At 33.7% G+C, this 22,512-nt stretch carries 21 protein-coding genes; 5 read left to right on the forward strand and 16 right to left on the reverse strand.

From position 1 onward, the window contains the following. Window positions 1–8 precede the first annotated feature (8 nt). Complete coding sequence (gene gcvH / locus ACT3CE_RS17510; protein WP_320117544.1) at window positions 9–383, forward strand: glycine cleavage system protein GcvH; 375 nt, start codon at window positions 9–11, stop codon at window positions 381–383. Window positions 384–443: 60 nt separating this feature from the next. Here gcvH and ACT3CE_RS17515 read toward each other — a convergent pair whose 3' ends face one another. The 6 genes from ACT3CE_RS17515 to rimP all read right to left on the reverse strand — a co-directional run bounded on the left by ACT3CE_RS17515 (window position 444) and on the right by rimP (window position 7,837). After that, the gene (locus tag ACT3CE_RS17515; RefSeq protein ID WP_444711064.1) at window positions 444–1,649 is read right to left on the reverse strand and encodes a hypothetical protein; all 1,206 of its coding nucleotides are present in this window, start codon (window positions 1,647–1,649) and stop codon (window positions 444–446) included. Window positions 1,650–1,653: 4 nt separating this feature from the next. Further along, window positions 1,654–2,253: a hypothetical protein gene (locus ACT3CE_RS17520; RefSeq protein ID WP_444711065.1), complete on the reverse strand. Its 600-nt coding sequence runs from the start codon at window positions 2,251–2,253 to the stop codon at window positions 1,654–1,656. After that, window positions 2,231–2,770, reverse strand: coding sequence for an RNA polymerase sigma factor (locus ACT3CE_RS17525; protein WP_444711066.1), 540 nt, complete (start codon window positions 2,768–2,770; stop codon window positions 2,231–2,233). Before ACT3CE_RS17525 ends, ACT3CE_RS17520 begins: the two co-directional genes overlap by 23 nt. Before the next feature lie 279 nt (window positions 2,771–3,049). After that, window positions 3,050–6,055: a translation initiation factor IF-2 gene (gene infB, locus ACT3CE_RS17530; protein ID WP_444711067.1), complete on the reverse strand. Its 3,006-nt coding sequence runs from the start codon at window positions 6,053–6,055 to the stop codon at window positions 3,050–3,052. 64 nt (window positions 6,056–6,119) lie between these two features. Continuing rightward, window positions 6,120–7,352 (reverse strand): transcription termination factor NusA, encoded by a 1,233-nt coding sequence (gene nusA, locus ACT3CE_RS17535; protein WP_444711068.1) that lies wholly within the window; start codon window positions 7,350–7,352, stop codon window positions 6,120–6,122. Between the two features lie 20 nt (window positions 7,353–7,372). Continuing rightward, entirely contained in the window at window positions 7,373–7,837 is a 465-nt protein-coding gene (gene rimP, locus ACT3CE_RS17540; protein WP_444711069.1) for a ribosome assembly cofactor RimP, read from the reverse strand. A 347-nt stretch (window positions 7,838–8,184) separates the two neighbouring features. Between rimP and ACT3CE_RS17545 the strand changes: the two genes are divergently transcribed. From ACT3CE_RS17545 to lpxA, 4 genes are all read left to right on the forward strand, one after another. Further along, the gene (locus ACT3CE_RS17545) at window positions 8,185–9,447 is read left to right on the forward strand and encodes an HD domain-containing protein (RefSeq protein WP_444711070.1); all 1,263 of its coding nucleotides are present in this window, start codon (window positions 8,185–8,187) and stop codon (window positions 9,445–9,447) included. Between the two features lie 220 nt (window positions 9,448–9,667). After that, window positions 9,668–10,708: a UDP-3-O-(3-hydroxymyristoyl)glucosamine N-acyltransferase gene (lpxD, locus tag ACT3CE_RS17550; protein WP_444711071.1), complete on the forward strand. Its 1,041-nt coding sequence runs from the start codon at window positions 9,668–9,670 to the stop codon at window positions 10,706–10,708. A 50-nt stretch (window positions 10,709–10,758) separates the two neighbouring features. After that, window positions 10,759–12,150, forward strand: coding sequence for a bifunctional UDP-3-O-[3-hydroxymyristoyl] N-acetylglucosamine deacetylase/3-hydroxyacyl-ACP dehydratase (locus tag ACT3CE_RS17555; protein ID WP_444711072.1), 1,392 nt, complete (start codon window positions 10,759–10,761; stop codon window positions 12,148–12,150). 67 nt (window positions 12,151–12,217) lie between these two features. Continuing rightward, window positions 12,218–13,000, forward strand: a complete 783-nt coding sequence (lpxA, locus tag ACT3CE_RS17560) for an acyl-ACP--UDP-N-acetylglucosamine O-acyltransferase (RefSeq protein WP_320117535.1) — start codon at window positions 12,218–12,220, stop codon at window positions 12,998–13,000. A gap of 271 nt (window positions 13,001–13,271) precedes the next feature. Here lpxA and tnpA read toward each other — a convergent pair whose 3' ends face one another. The 10 genes from tnpA to ACT3CE_RS17610 all read right to left on the reverse strand — a co-directional run bounded on the left by tnpA (window position 13,272) and on the right by ACT3CE_RS17610 (window position 22,505). Then, on the reverse strand, window positions 13,272–13,721 hold the full coding sequence (gene tnpA / locus ACT3CE_RS17565; protein ID WP_444711073.1) for an IS200/IS605 family transposase: 450 nt from the start codon (window positions 13,719–13,721) through the stop codon (window positions 13,272–13,274). Window positions 13,722–14,021: 300 nt separating this feature from the next. Further along, the gene (locus tag ACT3CE_RS17570; protein WP_444711074.1) at window positions 14,022–14,483 is read right to left on the reverse strand and encodes a hypothetical protein; all 462 of its coding nucleotides are present in this window, start codon (window positions 14,481–14,483) and stop codon (window positions 14,022–14,024) included. Window positions 14,484–14,648: 165 nt separating this feature from the next. Continuing rightward, window positions 14,649–15,695 (reverse strand): thiamine-phosphate kinase, encoded by a 1,047-nt coding sequence (gene thiL / locus ACT3CE_RS17575; RefSeq protein ID WP_444711075.1) that lies wholly within the window; start codon window positions 15,693–15,695, stop codon window positions 14,649–14,651. Window positions 15,696–15,801: 106 nt separating this feature from the next. Further along, the gene (locus ACT3CE_RS17580) at window positions 15,802–16,503 is read right to left on the reverse strand and encodes a hypothetical protein (RefSeq protein WP_444711076.1); all 702 of its coding nucleotides are present in this window, start codon (window positions 16,501–16,503) and stop codon (window positions 15,802–15,804) included. Window positions 16,504–16,569: 66 nt separating this feature from the next. Next, window positions 16,570–18,303, reverse strand: coding sequence for a sodium:solute symporter family transporter (locus tag ACT3CE_RS17585; protein WP_444711077.1), 1,734 nt, complete (start codon window positions 18,301–18,303; stop codon window positions 16,570–16,572). A 46-nt stretch (window positions 18,304–18,349) separates the two neighbouring features. Beyond that, window positions 18,350–18,886: a hypothetical protein gene (locus ACT3CE_RS17590; RefSeq protein WP_444711078.1), complete on the reverse strand. Its 537-nt coding sequence runs from the start codon at window positions 18,884–18,886 to the stop codon at window positions 18,350–18,352. Window positions 18,887–18,893: 7 nt separating this feature from the next. Beyond that, entirely contained in the window at window positions 18,894–19,292 is a 399-nt protein-coding gene (locus ACT3CE_RS17595; protein ID WP_444711079.1) for a hypothetical protein, read from the reverse strand. 10 nt (window positions 19,293–19,302) lie between these two features. Next, window positions 19,303–19,962 carry a hypothetical protein gene (locus ACT3CE_RS17600; protein ID WP_444711080.1) on the reverse strand — a complete coding sequence of 220 codons (660 nt, stop codon included), beginning with the start codon at window positions 19,960–19,962 and terminating at the stop codon, window positions 19,303–19,305. 650 nt (window positions 19,963–20,612) lie between these two features. Next, the gene (locus ACT3CE_RS17605; protein WP_444711081.1) at window positions 20,613–21,086 is read right to left on the reverse strand and encodes a hypothetical protein; all 474 of its coding nucleotides are present in this window, start codon (window positions 21,084–21,086) and stop codon (window positions 20,613–20,615) included. 366 nt (window positions 21,087–21,452) lie between these two features. After that, the gene (locus ACT3CE_RS17610) at window positions 21,453–22,505 is read right to left on the reverse strand and encodes a carboxypeptidase-like regulatory domain-containing protein (protein WP_444711082.1); all 1,053 of its coding nucleotides are present in this window, start codon (window positions 22,503–22,505) and stop codon (window positions 21,453–21,455) included. Between the last annotated feature and the right edge of the window lie 7 nt (window positions 22,506–22,512).

A 22,512-nucleotide genomic window follows, 5' to 3' on the forward strand; every position in this document is an offset into this window, starting at 1 on the left:
ATACTATCATGAATGTACCTGAAAATTTGAAGTATACTAAAGATCACGAATGGATTCGCGTAGAAGGTGAAGAAGCTTTTATTGGAGTAACCGATTTTGCTCAAAGTGAACTTGGCGATATCGTTTTTGTTGAAGTTGAAACAGAAGGCGATGAACTAGATAAAGAAGAAGTATTCGGAACTATCGAAGCTGTTAAAACCGTTTCTGACCTATTTATGCCAGTTGGTGGTGAAGTACTAGAATTTAACGAAAAGTTAGAAGATGCTCCAGAGCTAATTAACTCGGATCCTTATGGAGAAGGTTGGATTATTAAAGTGAAAATGGCCGATACAGCAGAATTAGAAGAACTTCTTACTGCAGAAGCATACAAAGCATTACTATAATAGGTAATTAGCATATAAAAGAAACCCTCGTACTTAATGGTATGAGGGTTTTTTGTATTCTTAAAAATTAAATGAAAATCCAATTCCCAGAAGAAATTTTTTATCATGAAATGAATAATTAAACTCGGGTTGAATTGCCAAACCATTTGAAAAACCATACTTGAAAAAGACTCTACCAGTATTTTTTCCGTAAATATCTCCTTCTCGTTTTACAAGATATCCAAAACCTGCTCCAATCCATTGCTCTTTTGTAAAACTTTTGGCAATATTAACATCCATTATTGCGTCAATAAATACATTGTTTTTTATTTTATTGTCAACCCCAAACGATTTTAAATGTGAACGTAAACCTAGTTTAGAGGCATATTGTAAGTTTTCATTAAAATACAGACTTATTCCTGCTGATAAATCTGCAGATAATTTACTTTTAATTACAGAACTTCCAAAACCTGCGTCAAAACCTAGTTTTAAAAATCTGGGTCTTTCTGATATTTTTTCCCCAATTGTTCGTTCATATTTAAATTCATCATTTTCTTTTTTATAATGTAGTTTAGAAAAATATTGGTAGTATCTTCTCTTTAGAAACCTTTCTTTTTCACTTGCTAAGAATCTCCTAATTTCATCAAAATCAAATTCAGATATTTCTTCCAAATCGGTTACATATAATTTTACACTCCAAAGTACTTCTTTAATTTCTATTATATGTTGCCATTGTATTTTATTGTATAATTTGTTTTTTTCAATTATAAATTCCCTGTTTTCTTGCGAAGTTTTTCTTTCGTTAACGCTTAGTTTATATTTTTTACTGATTTTACCTTTATTATAGTTTTTGTAAGCAATAAAGTTTAAACTATCTCTTTTTTCCTTTGAAATTCCTTCTTCTTTTGATTTTTGATTATTAAGTTTTATAGTTTCGAAAAATTCCTTGGAGTATAAATTCGGTCTTTCTGAATGAAGGGTAATATGATATTTTCTTTCATTCTTAAAAGGTATCTCATTTAGCTTTTCTTTTAAAATTTCCAGATCATGATTAAGAGGGTTCCAAAAATATGTATTGGAATATTCGTCCTTTATAGAACCAAAAATATTGTACCAAGTATAACTTAATTCAATCATTTTTCCTTTTCCATAATCAATGAAAAGTGTATCTCTTTTGTTCGATAAACCCCATTGGTAATTTTTAGGTGCGTTAAACCATTTTCCTTGTGATTTCACTTTTGGAATCAAAATAGAGGTTAGTAGGAATAATATTATAATTTTTTTCATATTGCTAATCTTTAAATAGTTTGTTAATCTTTTTGGCAAACGATTTGTTATCTATCGATGCCTCTGAATTATTTGCCAAACGATTACTTTCATAGTAAACAGGTAAATCGAGTTCCGGAATCTCGCTTTCTGTCTCTTTCAGTTTTACACGTTCGCTTATATGTATGTATAGCTTATCTTCTACATTATTTTGGAATACTATGGGCTGATTAATTACAATAGTTGGTAACTTAGGTAGTGGTTCGCATTTTACTTGTTCTAATCGTACCAAATTCGATTTCGAGATAGAATCTAGTAATGCCCGATTTTTTATTTCAATATTTTCATTTTCATTCTCAAGCATGGAAATAAAATTCGTTTGATTTGTTAGCTCACTCCCTTGAGAGTTAATAATGCAATATTGCTGGTAATGAAAATATCCTGACGATCCTAAAAGTAAAATTAGAATTGCAACTGCCAATTTCCATTTTCTAGTCGATTTTTTAGCCAATCTATTTTCTAAAGATGCAAAAATACTATCCTTTCTAAATGATACATTAGAAGGGACTTTATCTTGATTTTTTAGTTGTTTTGAAAATATGTTATCCAACGATTTCTGTTGCATAGCTGCTTGGTTTTAGTTGTTGTTTTAAAATATTTCGTGCTCTGCTAAGTTGCGAACGAGATGCACTTTCGCTTATTTTTAATTTTTCGGCTATTTCTTTATGCGAATAACCTTCTATAACGTAGAGATTAAAAACGGTTCTATATCCATCGGGTAGATTTCTAATTAGTAGTAAACAAGATTCTAGTGCTAAATTATCCTCAGCTTCTGGTATTTGAAAAATCGATAAATTTCGAAAATCACTGTCTTCCGATAAATTCAACCTTTTTTGTTCTCTTAAGAATAGTAAGCTTTCATTTACCATGATTTTTGTAAGCCAGGAAATACTTGCTTTTTCATTTTCAAATTTAAATTTATCCAGGGCTTTATAAACTTTTATAAATCCTCTTTGCAAAACCTCTTCAGCATCGAATTGCGATTTAACATATCTAAGAATCAATAGGAATAAGCGTTCCGAATATTGTTCGTAAATTTTATTGAAAATTGTTTTCTTATTTTTATTAAAGAGGTTTAGCATTAGTTCTGTTTGGTTACTTTAACTCAAATTTTCTAATAGATTAATGATGTTCTAAAATTTAAATCATCCTAATTTACCTATAGAATACATAAGTAATTAAAAACGTTGCATTAAACTTAAAAAATATAAAAATGTTGGTGCTAAATAAAATCGGGAAGCTGCTTTGTGTAGTAGTTAGTTTCTACTATAAGTACTTTATTGGATATAGTAAATTCGAATTTTAGGGCATAAAAAAAGCAGTCCGTTAGGACTGCTTTTTAGATATATTTGAATTGTGTATTACAATTTCTTTTTCACTTCGGTTTCTTCGAATGCTTCAACCATATCGCCAACTTTAATGTCGTTGTATTTCTCGATATTCAAACCACATTCATAACCTTTAACAACCTCTTTGGCATCATCTTTAAATCGTTTCAACGATCCTAAAGTTCCTGTATGGATTACAATACCATCGCGAATTAAGCGGATTCTAGAGCTACGCTTGATTTTACCCTCACGAACAATACAACCAGCAATTGTTCCAACTTTAGAAATTTTGAATGTTTCAAGAACTTCAACAGTTGCCACAATTTCTTCCTTAATCTCAGGAGAAAGCATACCTTCCATTGCCGATTTCAATTCTTCGATTGCATCGTAGATAATTGAGTAAAGGCGGATATCGATTTCTTCTTTCTCGGCAAGCTTACGCGCTCCGATTGATGGACGAACCTGGAAACCTATAATAATCGCGTTAGATGCAGTTGCAAGCATAACATCCGATTCTGAAATCTGACCAACAGCCTTGTGAATAACATTTACCTGAATTTCTTCAGTAGAAAGTTTAATCAATGAGTCAGAAAGTGCTTCGATAGAACCATCCACATCACCTTTCACAATTACATTCAACTCCTGGAAGTTTCCAATTGCAATACGACGACCAATCTCATCAAGAGTAATGTGTTTCTGAGTACGAAGACCTTGCTCACGTTGTAACTGCTCACGTTTGTTAGCAATGTTACGAGCTTCTTTTTCACTCTCCATTACGTTAAAGTTATCACCAGCCTGAGGTGCACCGTTCAATCCTAGGATCAATGCAGGTTCCGAAGGACCAACAGTTTCTATTCTATTGCCACGTTCGTTAAACATCGCTTTTACGTGACCAGTATAACTACCAGCAAGCAATACATCACCTACTTTTAGTGTTCCAGCCTGTACCAGTAATGTTGTTACATAACCACGACCTTTATCTAATGATGATTCAATTACAGAACCAATGGCACGTTTGTTAGGATTAGCTTTAGCTTCAAGCAATTCTGCTTCCAGTAAAACTTTCTCTAATAATTCTTCTATATTAACACCATTTTTAGCTGATATTTCCTGACACTGGTACTTACCGCCCCAATCTTCAGTCATATAGTTCATATTTGCCAATTCGCTCTTAATACGATCAACATCAGCACCTGGCTTATCAATTTTATTAATTGCAAACACAATTGGAACACCTGCTGCACTTGCGTGATTAATTGCCTCAATAGTCTGTGGCATCACGTTATCATCAGCAGCAACAATAATAATTGCAATATCTGTTACCTGAGCACCACGAGCACGCATAGCTGTAAAGGCTTCGTGACCCGGAGTATCAAGGAAAGTAATTTTTCTGCCATCTTCTAATGCTACATTGTAAGCTCCAATGTGCTGAGTAATTCCTCCGGCCTCACCAGCAATTACATTCGCATGACGAATATAATCCAGAAGTGATGTTTTACCATGGTCAACGTGACCCATTACGGTAACAATTGGTGGACGATCTACCAAATCTTCCTCGGCATCTACTTCCTCTTCAATAGATTCTTGTAGCTCAACGCTTACAAATTCGGCTTTGTAATCAAATTCATCAGCAACAATGGCAATTGTTTCTGCATCTAATCGTTGATTGATTGATACAAATAAACCTAATCCCATACATGTTGCAATAATATTGGTTACAGGAACCTCCATCATGGTTGCAAGCTCGTTAACAGTAACAAACTCTGTTAACTTCAAAACATTCTTTTCTGCTGCTGCCTGTTCAGCAAGTTCTTGCTGCTTGGCACTGGCAATTTCACGTTTTTCACGACGGTGTCTTGCTCCTTTCGATTTACCTCCTTTAGAAGTTAATCTGGCAAGTGTATCTTTAATTTGCTTTTGTACATCTTCTTCGCTAACCTCTTTTTTAACAACCCGTTTTTTCTTCAGTTTGTTAAATTTACCACCTCCTGGTTTTTGACGGTTACCTTGCTGATTGCCTTGTTGGCGTCCCTGACCTGGTTTACCTTGTCCTGATTGGTTGGCAACGTTAACTTTTTCGCTGTCTTTTTTAATTCTTTTGCGTTTTTTACGCTGCTGATTACCGGCTTTATCTTTGTTTCCGTTACTAGATTTTTTCTCTACAGGGAGTTCAATTTTTCCAACAACAGTTGGGCCGGATAGTTTTTGAGTAGATGATTTAAAAATCTCTTCTTTAGCACCTGTTTTTTCAGCAGGAGCATTTCCTCGTTTTTGAGATTGATGTTGAGCCGAAGCTTTTTGCTTTTCTCTTCTCTCTACCTCTTTTTCAGCTTTTGTCTTTTTAGCAGGACGTGTTTTTTGATTCAGAGAATCCAAATCAATTTTTCCTACTACTTTAAGTTCTTCCTTACTATCTTTTTTAGAAGGATGAGTTTTTTCCTCTTTCTTCGGGCTTTCCATTTTAACGCTTTGGTCATCCTTAGCGGGCTTCTCAGCCGGCTCTGATGGTTTTTCAGTAACTTCTTCTTTTACAGGTTGAGGTTTTTCTACCTTTTTAGGTTTAGCTTCTTTAGTAGGTTTTTCTACTTTTTTCTCAGCTTTTACAACCTTAGGTTTTACTTCTTCAACCTTTTCTTTTTTTACTTCGGCAACTTCCGGTTTTGCTTGTTTCGATTTTGGTTTTAAAGCATCTAAATCGATTTTACCAACCACTTTAACAGGATTTTCAGCCGGAGTTTTCTCCTGCGTTTTTTCAACAGTTTCTTCTTTGGCAGTTTCTTCAGAGTTGGAATTCAACGAAATTGTTTCTTTCTTTTCTCGGGTACTCTTCAAGTTTACCTTTTCCGATTCTTTTTTCAGATTTAAATCTGAACTGTACTCTTTCGCTAGAATAGTATATGTATCTCCTGAAACTTTAGTATTTGGATTAGAGTCAATCTCAATACCTTTTTTGTTCAGAAAATCAACAATTGTAGATATTCCAACATTGAATTCTCTTGCTAGTTTACTAAGTCTTATATTTTTATTGACTTTTGCCATATTTATAAGTTAACTGTTAAAATGTGCCGTTTCAATAATTTTATGAGGAATTACCTAAAGCGGATTATTCAAATTCGGATTTAAAAACGTTTAAAATTTCATTAATAGTTTCAATTTCCAAATCTGTTCTCTTTTCCAATTCCTCAGCCGAAAGTTCCAATACGCTTCTTGCAGTATCGCAACCAATTTTCTTCAATTCATCAATGATCCAACTGTCAATCTCATCGGCAAACTCCGAAAGATTAACATCTTCTTCGCTCTCATCAGCTGCTTTTTCGCGATATACATCAATTTCGTATCCTGTAAGCTGACTGGCTAGTTTAATATTTAAACCACCTTTACCAATTGCTAATGAAACCTCTTCAGGATTCAAATATACATCAGCGCGCCCGTCTTCTTCTAAAATCTTCACAGAAGAAACTTTTGCAGGATTTAATGATCTTGTAATAAACAATTGCTTGTTGGTTGTATAATTGATTACATCAATGTTCTCATTTTTTAATTCACGAACAATACCATGTATTCTCGATCCTTTCATTCCCACACAAGCTCCAACAGGATCAATTCTTTCGTCGTACGATTCAACAGCAACTTTAGCTCTCTCACCAGGGATACGAACGATTTTTTTAATGGTTATTAGTCCATCGAAAATTTCAGGAACTTCTAGTTCAAATAATCTCTCAAGGAATACAGGAGAAGTTCTCGAAATAATAATTAACGGGCTATTGTTTTTCACTTCTACACGAATAACAACAGCTCTTATCGACTCTCCTTTACGGAAATAGTCAGATGGTATTTGTTCTGTTTTTGGAAGAATTAGTTCATTGCCTTCATCATCCAAAATTAAAATTTCTTTTTTCCAGATCTGATAAACCTCACCAGTAATAATTTCACCAATACGATCTTTGTAATTATTAAAGATATTATCTTTTTCTAATTCCAAAATACGGGCTGAAAGATTCTGACGTAATGTTAAAATTGATCGTCTTCCGAAATCTAAAAATTTAACTTCATCGGTTACTTCTTCTCCAAGTTCATAATCCTCTTCAATCTTTTTTGCTTCGGAAAGTGAAATTTGAAGATTCGAATCTTCAACTTCTCCATCTGCAACCACCTCACGGTTTCTCCAGATTTCCAAGTCACCTTTATCTGGGTTTATAATTATATCAAAATTTTCATCGGTACCATAGTTCTTTAATAGAAGATTTCTAAATACATCTTCTAAAACACTCATCATGGTAGCACGATCGATGTTTTTCAATTCTTTAAATTCTGAAAAAGTCTCAATAAGATTCATGTTATTCAGCTGTTTACTTGTTAAAAAGTAATGATATCTTTTGTTGTTTTAATTTGATCAAAAGTGAAAGTGTATGGCGTAAGAATGACTTGCTTCTTCTTTTTACCTTCAACTTTTACTTTCTCTTCAACCTCAACTGTTATTTCGTTTTCACCTACGGTGATTAATTTCCCTTTTTGTTTTAATCCCTCGGTAGTAAGGATTTCCACATCTTTACCAATGTTTTTATGGTATTGTTGAATGACCTGGAATGGTTGACCGATTCCTGCCGAAGCAACCTGAAGTTCAAAATCTTCAATATCTCGATCAAAGTTTTTTTCAATTGCCCGACTTAACTCAATACAGGTGCTAATTGGTACACCATCCATACTGTCAATCATTACTGAAATTGCATTACTCGTCGATACAGTTATATCCACAATGAATAGATCTGTATCGGCAATCTCTTTTTCAACAATTTCAAGTACATTTTTTTTATCAATCATATATCGGTTAATGTCAATAAAATAGGGGACTTTCCGCCCCCTAAAGTACACGTTACTTTTACTTTTCGATGCAAAATTAGAGATAAATGTTTTAAAAAGCAAATGGCATTCCTCTAAATTATTGGATTCTAACTCCTAAAGAATTTTTTTTTATTAAAAGCCTTACTTTTTTACGATATAATTTTAATAATTTTTGGTTTAATATTCAGTTGGATAAATATTTAGCTCTGCTTAGTTCATTGGGCTTACTATGAAACCTGCATTTCAATAAGTGATGATTTTTTTCTTTCATAGGCATTTTATTCAGCTTTTTATACATTTGTTTTAAACTCAATTCTTTAGTGTGTATGTCTGAAATTAATAGAGTAAAAAAGAAGATTGTTAACGATCCGGTTCATGGTTTTATTCATATTCCCAATGGAATTTCCAGTTATTTAGTGGAGCATCCATTTTTTCAGCGTTTAAGAAGAATAAAACAGCTGGGCTTAACGTATTTGGTTTTTCCTGGTGCATTTCATAACCGTTTTCAGCATGCATTAGGAGCTACCTATTTAATGGGACTGGCAATTGAAGTTTTGCGATCGAAGGGTAATGAGATTACCGATGAAGAGGAAGAAGCAGTATGTGCTGCTATTTTATTGCATGATATTGGGCATGGTCCTTTCTCGCATGCTCTCGAATATAGTATTGTAGAGGGAATTACACACGAGAAAATTTCAGATCTGTTTATGAATCGCCTTAATCAACAGTTTAATGGTGAGCTCGATTTGGCTATTCAGATTTTTAATAATAAATACCCTAAGCGATTTTTAAATCAGTTGGTTTCCAGCCAGCTCGATATGGATCGTTTGGATTATTTGCGTCGCGATAGTTTCTTTTCCGGTGTTACCGAGGGTGTGGTGGGTTCTGCAAGAATTATAAAAATGCTTGATGTGCGTAAGGATAATTTAGTGGTGGAGGCTAAAGGAATATACTCAATCGAGAAATTCTTAATTGCTCGCAGACTAATGTACTGGCAAGTTTATTTGCATAAAACAGTTATTGCAGCCGAAGAGATGATGGTTTATGTGCTAAAAAGAGCAAAATATTTGGCCGAACGAGGAGAGGAACTTTTTACAACGCCAGCATTGCGTTATTTTCTGTATAATAAGGTTGGAATTGACAGGTTTGAGAGTTTAGAGCCGATTGAAAATGGTCGCAGCGCATTGGAAGTTTTTGCAGATCTTGATGATGATGATATTATGGTATGCATTAAAGTATGGTCGAAGCACAGCGATAAAGTATTGTCTTACATGAGTAGGTGTATCCGCGACAGACGCTTGTTTAAGATAGAAATACAAAAAACAGAATTTACTGCCGACTATATTCAGAAAGTACGAAGCGAAATAAAAAGCTTTTTTGGGTGTTCCGATCATGCGCTCGATTTTTTGGTGATATCTGGTGATATTAGTAATAATGCCTACAGTTCGGGAGAAGATCATATTAGCATTTTAAATAAAGATGAGACTTGTTGCGATATTGCTGAAGCATCGGATATGTTGAATGTTGATGTTTTATCTAAAACGGTGAAAAAATTCTATCTCTGCTATCCAAAAATTAACTTCGCTTAATCTTAAGGGTGGGGTTGCTTTATGTTGCAGATATTCAGGATTTAAGTGCTTGTAAATTGGGCTTAATCTGGAAAAAAATTTTATCTGCGTTAAATAATTGTTAGATTTGCAGAAATTTTTTTCGTATTAATCAGATATATTGGAGGGTTAGGCTTTAGAATAATAAGGGCCAATTCTTTGTTTGAAAAAAACAAAATGTATCTGATAAAAAACAGAACAAATGAACTTTACGGCACAAGATATTGCAGAGTTCCTTAATGGAGAAGTTGATGGCGACGATAGTGTTGCAGTAAACAATGTATCCAAAATTGAAGAAGGAAAACCAGGAACTCTATCTTTTTTAGCAAATCCTAAATACGAACATTATATCTACACTACCAATTCATCAATTGTATTGGTAAATAAGGATTTTAAAGCAGAGAAAGAAATTTCGGCTACTTTAATTCGTGTTGATGATGCATACCAGTCTTTGGCAAAATTGCTTGAGATGTATGAGCAGAGTAAACCACAAAAAATTGGAGTGGAAGAGCCGTCGTATGTTAGTAAAACAGCCACTATTGGCGAAAAACCTTATATTGGTGCTTTTGCTTATATTGGAACTAACGTAAAAATTGGAACTAACGTAAAAATTTATCCTCATGTCTATGTGGGCGATAATGTTGTAATTGGCGACAATACCATTCTGAATTCGGGAGTAAAAATCTACGATAGTTGTAAAATTGGATCGGATTGTATTTTTCATTCGGGGGTAGTAATTGGTGGCGACGGATTTGGTTTTGCACCTTCCTCGGCTAATGATTATAAAAAAGTTCCTCAGGTGGGAAATGTGATAATAGAAGATTATGTTGAGATTGGTTCTAACACTTGTGTGGACCGTGCTACAATGGGATCGACCATTATTCGTAAAGGTGTAAAACTGGATAATCTTATTCAGGTTGCACACAATGTAGAAATAGAAGAAAATACTGTTATTGCATCGCAAACAGGTCTTGCAGGAAGTACTAAAATTGGTAAAAATTGCATGATTGGCGGACAAGTTGGTTTTGCCGGGCACCTGTCTGTTGCAAATGAAGTTAAAATAGCCGCTCAATCGGGTATTGGCAAAAACATTAAAAAAGAGGGTGCTGTTGTTCAGGGATCGCCAGCATTTGAATTTGGACCTTATCAAAAATCTTATGTATTGTTTAAAAATCTGCCAAAGATGAGAGAACAACTTATGGATTTAGAGAAACAGGTAAAGAAGATTCAAGAGGAGAAATAGGGGGATTTCTATTTCCGAAATAGTATATCAAAAACATTATTGTCGGTTTTATGGCAGATAAGCAGAGAACATTAGCAAAAGAATTTACATTAACAGGAAAAGGGCTTCACACGGGTTTAGAGGTGTCTATTAAATTTGTACCTGCTCCTGAAAATCATGGATATCAGTTTAAACGAGTAGATCTTGAAGGGCAACCAATAGTAAAGGCAAGTGCCGAATTTGTTGGAGATACATCGAGAGGGACTGTTTTGGAAAAAGGAGAGTTTAAAGTACAAACCATCGAACATGCTTTATCGGCATTGTATGGAATGGAAGTGGACAACTGCATGATTGAGATGAATTCTCCAGAGCCTCCAATTTTAGATGGAAGTGCAAAGTTTTATGTAGATGGAATTTTGAAAGCAGGTATTGTTGAGCAGAATGCAGAACGTGAATATTACCTCGTTAAAGAGCCAATTACCTATAAAGATGAAGCCCGCGGTTCGGAGTTAACAATTCTTCCTGATAATGAATATAGTGTAGATGCTATGATTTCTTTCGATTCGAAAGTCTTGAGAAATCAATATGCAAGATTAACATCATTAAAGGATTATGAAAATGAGATTTCGATGTGTCGTACCTTTGTTTTTGTACGTGAGCTGGAATTCTTATTAAATAATAATTTGGTAAAAGGAGGTGATCTGGATAACGCCATTGTAATTATGGATCAGGTTATGGACCAAAAAGAGCTTAACCGAATTGCAGATTTATTCGATCATCAGCATGTGGAAGTAAAAGAAGGGATTCTTAGTAATCTCGAACTTTATTTCGAGAATGAATGTGCGCGTCATAAATTACTTGATGTAATGGGTGATCTTGCTCTGTGTGGTAAGTTCATTAAAGGAAAGGTGATTGCATCTTGTCCGGGTCACGGACCCAATACCGAAATGGCAAAATTATTAATCAAACGAATTAAAAAAGAAATGGGAAAAGATTCAGTTCCGGCTTACGACCCAAATAAAGAGCCAGTATTAGACATTAATGGAATAATGGGTTTATTGCCGCACCGTCCGCCTTTTTTGTTGGTTGACAAAATTATTGATATTAAGGAAGACTCTATTGTAGGTGTTAAGAATGTAACAATGAATGAGCCTTTCTTTGTTGGTCACTTTCCGGGAGAACCAGTAATGCCAGGTGTACTTATGGTCGAAGCTATGGCTCAATGTGGAGGTATTTTGGTATTAAATCAGGTCGATGATCCTGAGAATTATTCTACTTACTTCCTAACTCAAAACAACATTAAGTTTAGACGAAAAGTTGTTCCCGGAGATACTCTTATTTTTAAATTGCAGTTTTTATCTCCAATTCGTAGGGGAGTTGCTAATATGCGCGGTTTAGCTTTTGTTGGTGATACTGTTGTTGCAGAAGGTGAGTTTATGGCTCAGATTGCAAAAAAGAAATAGATACTAACTACTACCAGACAGATCATTCTTTGAATTTATGGTTTGTTTGTAATGAAATATAAAAAAAATGAAGCAACCGTTAGCATACGTGCATCCAGAGGCAAAAATCGCTGATAATGTAGTGATTGAGCCATTCGTAACGATTGATAAAAATGTTGTGATTGAGGAAGGAACCCGAATTGGTTCTAACGCAACCATTTTAGAGGGAACCCGAATTGGTAAAAACTGTACTGTTTTTCCTGGAGCTGTAATTGGAGCAGTTCCACAAGATTTAAAGTTCCGTGGCGAAACAACAACTGTTGAAATAGGTGATAATACAACCATTCGAGAATGTGTAACCATTAATAGAGGAACAGCAGCAAAAGGAAAAACAATTGTAGGTAACAATTGTTTGCTGATGGCCTATTCTCACATCGCTCACGACTGTATTTTAGGGAACAACATTATTGTTGGTAATGCATCGCAAATTGCAGGTGAAGTTATTATTGATGACTTTGCAATTCTAAGTGGATTAGTAGCTGTTCACCAGTTTGTTCATATTGGTTCTCATGTTATGGTATCAGGCGGATCATTGGTTCGTAAGGATATTCCTCCTTATGTGAAAGCTGGTCGTGAACCGGTTTCATACATTGGTGTGAACTCAATTGGATTGCGTCGTCGTGAGTTTGGAAACGAAAAAATTCGTGAAATTCAGGATGTATATCGTTACCTGTACCAAAAAGGAATGAATAATTTTAAAGCTTTAGAAGCGATTGAGGCCGAAATGCCTGCTTCTCCCGAGCGTGATGAAATTATTCTTTTTGTGAAGAATTCTAAGCGTGGGATCATGAGAGGTTATTTTCCAGATTGATATATCGCAAACAGCATAAAAAAAAGTGAGATCTTCGTGAGAGGGTCTCACTTTTTTTATTTGCTTCTCTTCAGGAAATTGTAAAGTGTTTTGGGATTATTCACCTATTTAATGGGGGTTATTTAGATGTATTCACTTTGTACAGAATTTAAATTGAAGGAAATTATTTTATGAATTTAATGCCTCGGAGAGGTAAAAGGTGAATAACCACCCGGGAATCGGGTGGTATGTATGCAATGTACAAGATTTCCCCTGAAAGGGGTAAATTCAATTATTTTAAGAAATACTTTTCATTAATTTCTATACCATCTTCTATTAATAATCTGCGAAGTTCTTCAGTAAAAGACTCTTTTTTGTGGTGGTTTTGTTGATTTTTGATATAGTTAATAATTTGTTCTTTTTCATGAAATGATTTTGTGAGAGCAGCATATCCATCAGCCCATCCTTTAAAATCTTTAAATTCGGGTTGTTGTTTTAACCAAATTGAAGATGATGTTTTTAAATCTCTTAAAAAATCAGCAAGAGCTATACTAGGATGAAGATCGCTTAATAAATGTATGTGTTCTTCCATTCCATTTATTCGGTATAGATGACATTGTTTATTCTTGATAATTCCGAGTAGGTAGGCGAATAGTTTTTTGGAATGTTCTGTTGGGATGGTCTTTTCACTTCTTTTAGTTCTGAAAATAATGTGGTAATAGATTTGTTTGTAGCTACTCATAAGTTCTCTGTTTATCCCCTTCAGGGAATTGTAAAGTGTTTTGGGATTATCCACCTATTTCATAGGTGGTTACTCAAATTTAATCACTTCGTGACAGAATTTCAATTGAAAGAAAATATTCTTTATAAGAATTTAATACTTGGTTAATAAAGGCAACCTAATTCAGACCAATGCAACGCATTGGGTTAGTTGATAACGAATAGATGGATTCGCCCTGAAAGGGCAGGTTAAATTGTGAAGAATTTTAAAATCAGTTTTTTGTTTTTTAGAGAATTGATAAGAAGGACAGAATAAGTTAGTTTAAAACAGTTTTGCTTTCTCCAAATCTGGGCAATTCTCTTCAATGGCAATTTTCAAATTATTCTTTAGTTGCTTCCAGTCTTTTTTGTGTGATTTGGTATCAAAATAATGGATTCGAAATCTTTCATCTAAAGTTTGAATTACTATTTTTTCATAAGAACCTTTTGGGCTATGGTCGAATCGGTACCATTTAATTTGTTCCCACATTACAAGTTGATCATCATATTGGATGCCTATATCCGTAATTAATAATGTTTTAATCTCAGCCTGTTTTCTTGCTAGAAGGTTCAAGAGTATGACAAACAATATAGGAAGTGAGAAAAGTATAAATATAGACCAGTTGATTGATGGTTTTATTGATACGAGTAGTAGTACAGCACCAATCAATACTGTAAATAGCATTGATAACAAGATGAATAGAAAGCGAACTTTAGATAGGTAGGTATAGGAGTATTTTTTCATTTTTTTGTTTTTAGTTTGATGCTTTCACTTCAAGTGAAGGTATCAATCTAAAAAAAATATAGCTTGTATTAAACAACTGAGAGCATCACATGGAGTGATACCCTCAGGATGTGTTTTATATGATATTTTTTTACTTATTTGTGTTTATTTGAGTGCATTTGTGGATTACTCTTCCTTCAACGGATTCCATCCCTGAGCCTGTAATTCAATTTCCACATTATCGCGGGTAACCAAATAAAGACCTTTCGATTCTTCGGTAATATGGCCAATTACTTTTACGTCTTCCATTTTTTCAATATCATCGAATTTATCCAAAGGAACAGTAAAAAGTAATTCATAATCTTCTCCACCATTAAGTGAGAAAGTGCTGTAGTTCATGTTCAGCTCTTCGGCCATTTTATGGGTTTCGTAGTCGACAGGAATTTTTTCCTCATAAATTTGACAACCTACTTTCGATTTTTCACAGATATGCATCAATTCCGACGATAATCCATCAGAGATATCAATCATAGAAGAAGGAACAATTTTAGCCTCTTTTAATCTTTCGTAGATATCTTTTCTGGCTTCCGGCTTTAACTGGCGCTCTAAAATGTAATCGTGGCCAGTTAAGTCAGGTTGCATGTTTGGGTTACTATCGAAAACACGTTTTTCGCGCTCTAGTAATTGTAAACCAGCATAGGCAGCACCCAAATTTCCGCTTACGCAGATTAGATCGTTTACTTTAGCACCGCTTCTGTATGCTAATTCTTCTTCTTTAGCTTCACCAATAGCAGTTACCGAAATACACATTCCGGTTAGCGATGAAGTTGTATCTCCACCCACCAAATCGACATTGTAATTTTCGCAAGCCAAACGGATGCCATCATAAATTTCTTCTATTGCTTCAACAGTAAATCGTTTTGAGATTGCAATAGATACAGTTACCTGTTTAGGACAAGCATTCATGGCATAAACATCCGAAACATTTACTGCAATACTCTTGTAACCCAAATGTTTTAGTGGGGTATACATTAAATCGAAATGAATTCCTTCTACCAATAAATCGGTAGTAACAACAGTTTTTTTATTGCTGTAATCCAATACGGCAGCATCGTCGCCAATACCAACATTGGTGCTCTCGTGCTTTAACTTGATGTTTTTAGTAAGATGTTTGATTAAACCGAATTCTCCCATTGATGAAATATCGGTTCCCTGTGCCTTGTTTTCTTGCATAATGTTGCCTATGTGATGTAATTATCTTTTAATAGAATTTGCTTGCAAAGGTAGGGAAAATATTAAATTAGACCTGACAGGTTTTTTAAACCTGTCAGGTCTATAATTAATCTTTTATTCTAATTGTTTTGTTCGAGTGTAGTTTATCAAGAAAATATTGCGCATCATTTTCTACAAATCCATAATTCATTTTTTGATAGAATTCAATAAGGTTAATTCCGACTTCCTGAGGTAGGATCATCCATGTGCTTTTGGCTGTGGATTGAGGTGTGCCAAGACCATTTAAAGAGTGCCATCTTACTCCTACACAATAGTAATCGATATAATAAAGCAATGCAGTTACGAACCTTAGTCCATTGGAAGATTCCATAACAATTTTGTTGTTGTTGTCATCGATTATGTATTTGGGAGGTATATGTATAACTTCAACTTCTTTTTTTATTAAGGTTTTTGGAGATCGGACAGATTTTACAGATTTTAAGAAGAGAATTTTGTCTGGAAATAAAGATCTGGTTTTTTTAAGCTCGTAATTTGTGATTTTAAAGTCGTATTCAGTATCGGTGTTTTGGGCAGTATAATCTACCCAAAGAGTGGTTTCTTCATCGTGTTTAATGAACTCACTTCTTTTTCTAAAATTTCCAATGAAAGAAACCTCAATTACCCCATCTATTTCGTTGCTTTTCACCTGGTCGTCTTCTACTAAAGAAATTTCGTCAATATCTGAATATTTATATCCATTAGGGAATTGCGATTCATCTAAATACTTTTCTATAAAATCTGTTGTATTTAATATTTCCAGAATGTTCATTATGTGGGATTGAAGTGTGTTAAGATTTATTTATAGACTATTAAATTCTGCATGTAAGTTACAAAACTATTGTAATATTTTCTTTATTTTAAATACTCCTGATATAAAGATAATGATTGATGTAAGAATAAGTAAAGAGCCTAAAGTAAGATTGTGGTATTTTAGAATCCATCCTCCAATTACAATTGTGATGTTGGCTAATGAGAATAGTAGAATCCAACATATCTTTTTTAATAAAATAAGATTGTCATTTTTATTTGCCCATGGCCAAAATCCTCCTGGTTGAACTGTTGTATAGAATTTCTGTAAAGTATCGTTGTTGTCTTTAGGAGTGAATAATGCAGTTATTATCCATGTGAAAATGACAGATAAACTTAGAATGATAAGTTTGGTGTAAAAATCGGAAATGTGGAGTGTAGATGAAGTGTTTGTTGTGAATTCATAAAATATTGTTGAGTTTGTAATGAGATAGTTATATAGTACCGCATATAGGAGTGAGCTTAACATTGCTGATAATTGTGCCCATGCATTCATTCTCCACCAAAACCACCTTGCAATAAAAGCAGGACCCACTCCGGCTGATATCGAAAAAAAGAATTTAATTAATCTGAGAAATGAATCCTGCCAATTGCTTATTGTAGATCCGATGAATAGAAGTAGGAACATGATTGCATATCCAGAGTACTTGTAGTGGTTATCTGATGCTGTTTTGTTGATGTATCCTTTGTATAAATCAAAATTTAACATGCTCGATCCCCAATTGAATAATTCTTCTATTCCATTAATAAAAGCCATTAGTAAAGCTATTATTACAATGGGTTTTAATAATTCAGGAATAAACTTAAGATACATTTCCAAGAGGGATGTGTTGATGTTGTCAGCCCAGTGAGGATGGGTTGAAATGTAAGTGTCAAAAACAATGGATCGAATAAATGAAATGCCGAAAAATAGAAATGTGGGAAGGAAAATTGCTAGAAAAGTTTTCCAACTCGAATTGATACTCATGAACCGGTGAGCGCTTACATTTGAGTTATCTAGTATTGATATTGACCACCATTGGAGTAGTAAGAATACCCATAAATCATTTTCTCCTTTTGTTTGATCGTGTGATGGAAATATATTTATTAATTCAGAATTGTTTTCTTTGAAATGAGACCAAAAGTTAATGAAAGAGCCATCGATTAATTGTATGCTATAGTAAAAGACTATGAACATAGCTATGATTTGGATGATTCCATTTAAGGTGTTGATTCTAACTTCCTGACGAAATGAGTTTTTAAATAAAAGGATGCTTAGGCAAATGATGATTGCGCTCAATGCTTCTTTTGGATTCCATCCAAATAAGAGGCTTGAGAATTTTTGAAATGCTAGAAGATGGAAGCTAATTAATAATGGAACTACGATGCAACCTAAATATATTGCTCTAAATATCTGAAGGGCTTTTGCTCCATTGCCAGAATATCTGAATAGGCAGAATTCATTCTCTGTTGAGAGTTTTAATTTTGACCAAAATGGACCAAATAGAATTGGAGAAAATCCTATGGCAAATATGCCAGAAGAAAGTAGCCATAAGCCTGAAAATCCTTTTTCTGCGACTGCTTCTAAAAATAAAAGGTCAGATGAAAAATTGAAAATGGAGGTAAACATGCCTGCGGATATAAAAATCCACATGAAAGATTTTCCTCTTTCCTGATAAAGATTAATGCTTTTTTTTGGGAAAAATTTTAGCGCTATTACCAGGATGATTATTAGATAAATCCCCAGGTGTAGCGCCAATTCTTTAGGGTTAATGCTGTTCATATTTTGCTTTTGAAGACGCAAAAATATGAAAAATGATACTATTATTTTATTCTCTGCGTATTGGTTTGCGAGGTTTTTTGATTTCTTCGGAAAGAATTCTTTTGAAAAAACTTTTAGACTGTTGTTCTTTCATTTTGTCTTCGTATTCTTTCATTTTTGTTTCGTACCTATTAAGTTTTTCTTGGTATTCTGTTTCTAATCTAACTTCTCGTTCTTTAACTGCCTTTTGATGTGCTTGAATAAATTCCTCTGTGTCAATTGTTCTCGTGAAATTGTTGATTATTTCATGATAATCATATTCTAAATCTAACATGATGATTTCAATTATCATGATAAAGATATCTTCGGTTGATTTAAATTTGCAACCTAACTCAGTGTCATATAGAAGATTGTTTATTTTTGTAGTGTACTCTTCATTAATCTTAAGGATTTCATTTAAACGCTTGTCATCAATTTTATTATTTTGAGCAACTTCTTTCTTTGTTTGAGCATTTGTTTCTGTCCATGTTTGGAGTAAGTTGAGTCCTCCTTGTAAGCCTGTAAGTGCTAATTCTCCTTTTTTTTCTTTTGTTATCCAGGTCATATTTTTGTTATTCTCCTTTTATTATTGACATTGTTTTTCCAATTATTTTAAATACGAAATAAATTAAGATTATTTGATATAGGAATGAGATGATGGCGATTATTAAATTTGTATTTAGTAAGGTGGAAACAAAATTCCATAAAAATAGTCCAATTCCTATTGCTAGGAGGATGATTGTGCCTGTATCAAAAATCATTTCTGAAAAAGTGAGAATCTCTCCTCTTTGAGTACATAATAATACACCAATCGTAAGGCAGCTAGCACCAATTATTCCTTTTAGTATTACTCCCCAATTAAAGATGTTATAATTATATGTTGATTTTGCCCAGCTCCATGTTCCATATCCAATTAGAATTAGAATAATAATGGCAAGTAGAGATAGTATGATTATGGTAGTTGTGCTCATGTTTAGGTTTTTAGTTATTGCTTAAGGCATTTTTAAATTTATTCAATATGTCCTGAGGACTTTCGTATTTTTTTAATTCGCTTTTTACGAGGTCTTTGCCGGGATAATCACCAGGAGTCGTAGAGAGTTTTTTCGCGTCTGTTTGAATATTTAAAATAGTATAGCTTGGGGATGGTGTAATTTCAAAGTAAATGGTAGTGAGTGAAAGGTTTCCCAATTCGTTATTTGATCTGAATTTGTATTTGCATATGTAGGCTGCAGTCTGGTTAATTTGAGGAATAAGTTGTTTTTCAATAGAATCTAATTTCTCTAATGCTTTGGAGTAAATTTTCACTGCAGATATTTCATCGCTTAAAAAGAAATCGAGTCTTTCTTTACTTTCGGATGAGTGGAGTTTTCTCGTTCGGTTAATTTTGTTTGTGTTGTTTTCAATTATCTGCTTAATGTGAAGCTTGTCGTGTTTAACATTAGATTTAAAAGTAATTGTATCCAATATTTGTAATGATGCAAATTCATAGCTTTTAGGGGCATCTAGTTGAGGTAAGATGACTTTTTCGATAGCCTCTTGTAGTTCGTTTTGTTTCGAACTATTGCAGGCAGGAATAATAGCAATAAAGCATAGAGTGATAATGTTCTTTAATAAGGTGTTTGTTTTCATGTTAATTTTCATATTTAAATTATTTGAATCTGTCAAATGTATGTAAAATATCTGTAGCTACGTAAAAAATGAATTAAATTCTATTACTAAGATGTTGTGATGTAGCTATGGTATGTTTGTTAAAGTATTGAAATATAAATATATACTATATTTAATAGTATGGTTGTGTGTTTTTATTGATAGCTATATCATAAGAGCGATGCAGATGCCGTGAGGGGGTATTGGGGAAAAGGTTTGAAACTGGTCAGATTAGATAAATGCTTAACAATAATTTTTTGACCTCACATCCAAAACTTTTGACCTAGATCGTGGTTCGAACCACGATTCATGTCAAACTTTTTAACCGCAAGTGTGGTTCGATACACACTTTGGGTTAAAATTTTTAACCAGAGGGTGGGTCGAGGTATGCTTCGTGTTAAAAGTTTTAATCGGAATCGTGTCTTTTTTAAGTCTGGGTGTGTATCGAGCCACGATGTACTGTGTCTTTTTTAACAAGAATTGTTCTTCGATACCCGATTTTGGTGTTGTAAAGTCATGCAGAATTACAAACAAGCAGGAGTTTTTGTGGTTTCATGCTTTTGGAGGCAAAAAAAAGCAGAACCCATAAATTAGTTCTGCTTTCTATTTTATTACATCTTTGCTGAAGCCAATTTATATAGGTATTATTTCTCTTCTTTTGTACCATTGTGGTTGGGGAAGAATTGTTTTAGCTCATCGTACAGAGGCATGGCTTCCTGATCGTGTTCGCTTGCATAATATCGAACGGCACGATAATAAGCCATTGTATCCAGGTAATTATCATTGTCCAGTAAGATTTTGGTGTCGTTCAATTTTGATCTTATCTGATCCAGCTTGCGGATCATGCCTTCAATATTTTCTCTTGCTAAAAAATCTCTCTCAAACTCCTCCAAATTAACAAAATTTGGAATGTATTTTGGATTTTCCTGCATAATCACTCTGGCTTTATTTACCAGCAATTTGTTGGTTTCGTTAATAGAACCAAAGGTTGAGCGCTGCTCAGGAGTTAAACCAGGTGCATTTTTGTTTGCAGTACTAAGTAATGCATCTAAATGGGTGTTGTTTTCGCTTAATTCTTCTTCGGTGAAGACTACTTGAATTAAATCGTTGTTTTTCATTGGGCTTTAATTTTTAGGATTAAGAAAAATATAATAGTAAATTGGCCCTATCTCCTCGAACGGGATCTTGGGCTTGAGTTTTTTCGTGTGTACACTTGAATGAACTCATTACCAAGTTATAAAAGCTCACTCGCATTATATGAGAGTGAGCTTATTTTTATTAAGTTTATTTAACAGTGGGGAGTTTTCCCGAATGTATTGTTTTTACAGTAGTTTTATTAAGTGGGTTTTCTTTTGTTAAGTAGGGCATTCTAAATAAGACGAAAAGTTGGGCGTCATTTTTTAGAATTATAATTTAATTTTCTGCATTGAAAACTTTTGGATCTTTAAAAGTTGTTCGGTTTGATAAATTTTAAGTAATCTTATTTAGATATTCGAATTATTTATCTGTTTCAAATACTTCTCTTCAATAGGAATGTGAGTGAAATTTTCCCAGAAATCATCATTAAAATCTCCTCTAAAAGCTTTGGTTTTTTCTACCATTAGTGGTTTTTTCTCCGGAAGCTTTTCTGTTGTTTCTTGCAGTTCGTAAATGCTGATTCTTTGTATGGTTTCGTGTGCTATATTAGTAAATTTAGTACTTACATTTCTGATGTACCACTTGCCTTTTTTTAAGAAGAAATTGATGGTTTTGTCTCGGAATTTTGCAGAGCTTAAAGCAAATGTTTCTGTATCGATTAAAAGAGAACCCTTGTCGTATTTGTTGTTCCTATTCGAAAAGCCTATAATGTAATTGTCACGATTGTTAAGAGTGGTGTATCCTTTTAATTTAATATCGTAATTCTGCAGTTTTCTTTTATTCAGAATATCCTCTTTGTATTTAAAAAGATTATCCGATCGCATTTGCGAAAGGGAAATAAGGCGGTGATTTTTAAATCTTTTTTTGCCGTATTTGTTTGTGGGTTTAATTCTACATTTAATGATATTAAAAAGAGTATTGTGAGACTTGTTTGAGTACAAATCAAGATAATATTCCTCAATCATATAAAGAGCCGAGTCTTTTGATGATAATATTCTTGTGAAGGCTTTGTAGCGTACAGGTTCCAGTTCGTGGTTTTTCTTTATTTTCTCATAAAACTTATGAAGAATAGATGATGCACTTAAGGCTGTAACCTTAACTTCCTGAATTTGATTATCCTTTAATTGTAACTGAAAGCTATTGATTTTGTTGATTCTTACTTCCTTGCTATTGTACTTTATATGGGAAATTACAAGAACAGAATCTGTTTCATTTGGGCACGACAAGTGAAAAATTCCATCGGTATTGGTTATTGTACCAATTTGTGGATTATTCTTTAGATAAACATGAGTGTTGGGTATAGGACTATTGTTGGTGTCGTTAATGATTCCTTGTACTGATGTTTGCGAGTAGGCAATGAATTGTGTTGTTGTTAAAAATAGGAATAGTAAGAATTTCATAATCAAG

The organism is Marinifilum sp. RC60d5 (assembly GCF_052400665.1).
Classification (GTDB): Bacteria; Bacteroidota; Bacteroidia; order Bacteroidales; family Marinifilaceae; genus JBQTGK01.

Excerpts from the sequence above, each read along its gene's own strand:
- rimP (WP_444711069.1), bottom strand. The coding sequence starts at position 7,837 with ATGATTGATAAAAAAAATGTACTTGAAATTGTTGAAAAAGAGATTGCC.
- lpxA (WP_320117535.1), top strand. The coding sequence starts at position 12,218 with ATGAAGCAACCGTTAGCATACGTGCATCCAGAGGCAAAAATCGCTGAT.
- ACT3CE_RS17590 (WP_444711078.1), bottom strand. The coding sequence starts at position 18,886 with ATGACCTGGATAACAAAAGAAAAAAAAGGAGAATTAGCACTTACAGGC.
- ACT3CE_RS17525 (WP_444711066.1), bottom strand. The coding sequence starts at position 2,770 with ATGCTAAACCTCTTTAATAAAAATAAGAAAACAATTTTCAATAAAATT.
- tnpA (WP_444711073.1), bottom strand. The coding sequence starts at position 13,721 with ATGAGTAGCTACAAACAAATCTATTACCACATTATTTTCAGAACTAAA.
- ACT3CE_RS17610 (WP_444711082.1), bottom strand. The coding sequence starts at position 22,505 with ATGAAATTCTTACTATTCCTATTTTTAACAACAACACAATTCATTGCC.
- ACT3CE_RS17600 (WP_444711080.1), bottom strand. The coding sequence starts at position 19,962 with ATGAAAATTAACATGAAAACAAACACCTTATTAAAGAACATTATCACT.
- nusA (WP_444711068.1), bottom strand. The coding sequence starts at position 7,352 with ATGAATCTTATTGAGACTTTTTCAGAATTTAAAGAATTGAAAAACATC.
- ACT3CE_RS17545 (WP_444711070.1), top strand. The coding sequence starts at position 8,185 with ATGTCTGAAATTAATAGAGTAAAAAAGAAGATTGTTAACGATCCGGTT.
- ACT3CE_RS17555 (WP_444711072.1), top strand. The coding sequence starts at position 10,759 with ATGGCAGATAAGCAGAGAACATTAGCAAAAGAATTTACATTAACAGGA.
- ACT3CE_RS17580 (WP_444711076.1), bottom strand. The coding sequence starts at position 16,503 with ATGAACATTCTGGAAATATTAAATACAACAGATTTTATAGAAAAGTAT.
- lpxD (WP_444711071.1), top strand. The coding sequence starts at position 9,668 with ATGAACTTTACGGCACAAGATATTGCAGAGTTCCTTAATGGAGAAGTT.
- ACT3CE_RS17520 (WP_444711065.1), bottom strand. The coding sequence starts at position 2,253 with ATGCAACAGAAATCGTTGGATAACATATTTTCAAAACAACTAAAAAAT.
- ACT3CE_RS17585 (WP_444711077.1), bottom strand. The coding sequence starts at position 18,303 with ATGAACAGCATTAACCCTAAAGAATTGGCGCTACACCTGGGGATTTAT.
- ACT3CE_RS17570 (WP_444711074.1), bottom strand. The coding sequence starts at position 14,483 with ATGAAAAAATACTCCTATACCTACCTATCTAAAGTTCGCTTTCTATTC.
- ACT3CE_RS17605 (WP_444711081.1), bottom strand. The coding sequence starts at position 21,086 with ATGAAAAACAACGATTTAATTCAAGTAGTCTTCACCGAAGAAGAATTA.
- infB (WP_444711067.1), bottom strand. The coding sequence starts at position 6,055 with ATGGCAAAAGTCAATAAAAATATAAGACTTAGTAAACTAGCAAGAGAA.
- ACT3CE_RS17515 (WP_444711064.1), bottom strand. The coding sequence starts at position 1,649 with ATGAAAAAAATTATAATATTATTCCTACTAACCTCTATTTTGATTCCA.
- thiL (WP_444711075.1), bottom strand. The coding sequence starts at position 15,695 with ATGCAAGAAAACAAGGCACAGGGAACCGATATTTCATCAATGGGAGAA.
- gcvH (WP_320117544.1), top strand. The coding sequence starts at position 9 with ATGAATGTACCTGAAAATTTGAAGTATACTAAAGATCACGAATGGATT.
- ACT3CE_RS17595 (WP_444711079.1), bottom strand. The coding sequence starts at position 19,292 with ATGAGCACAACTACCATAATCATACTATCTCTACTTGCCATTATTATT.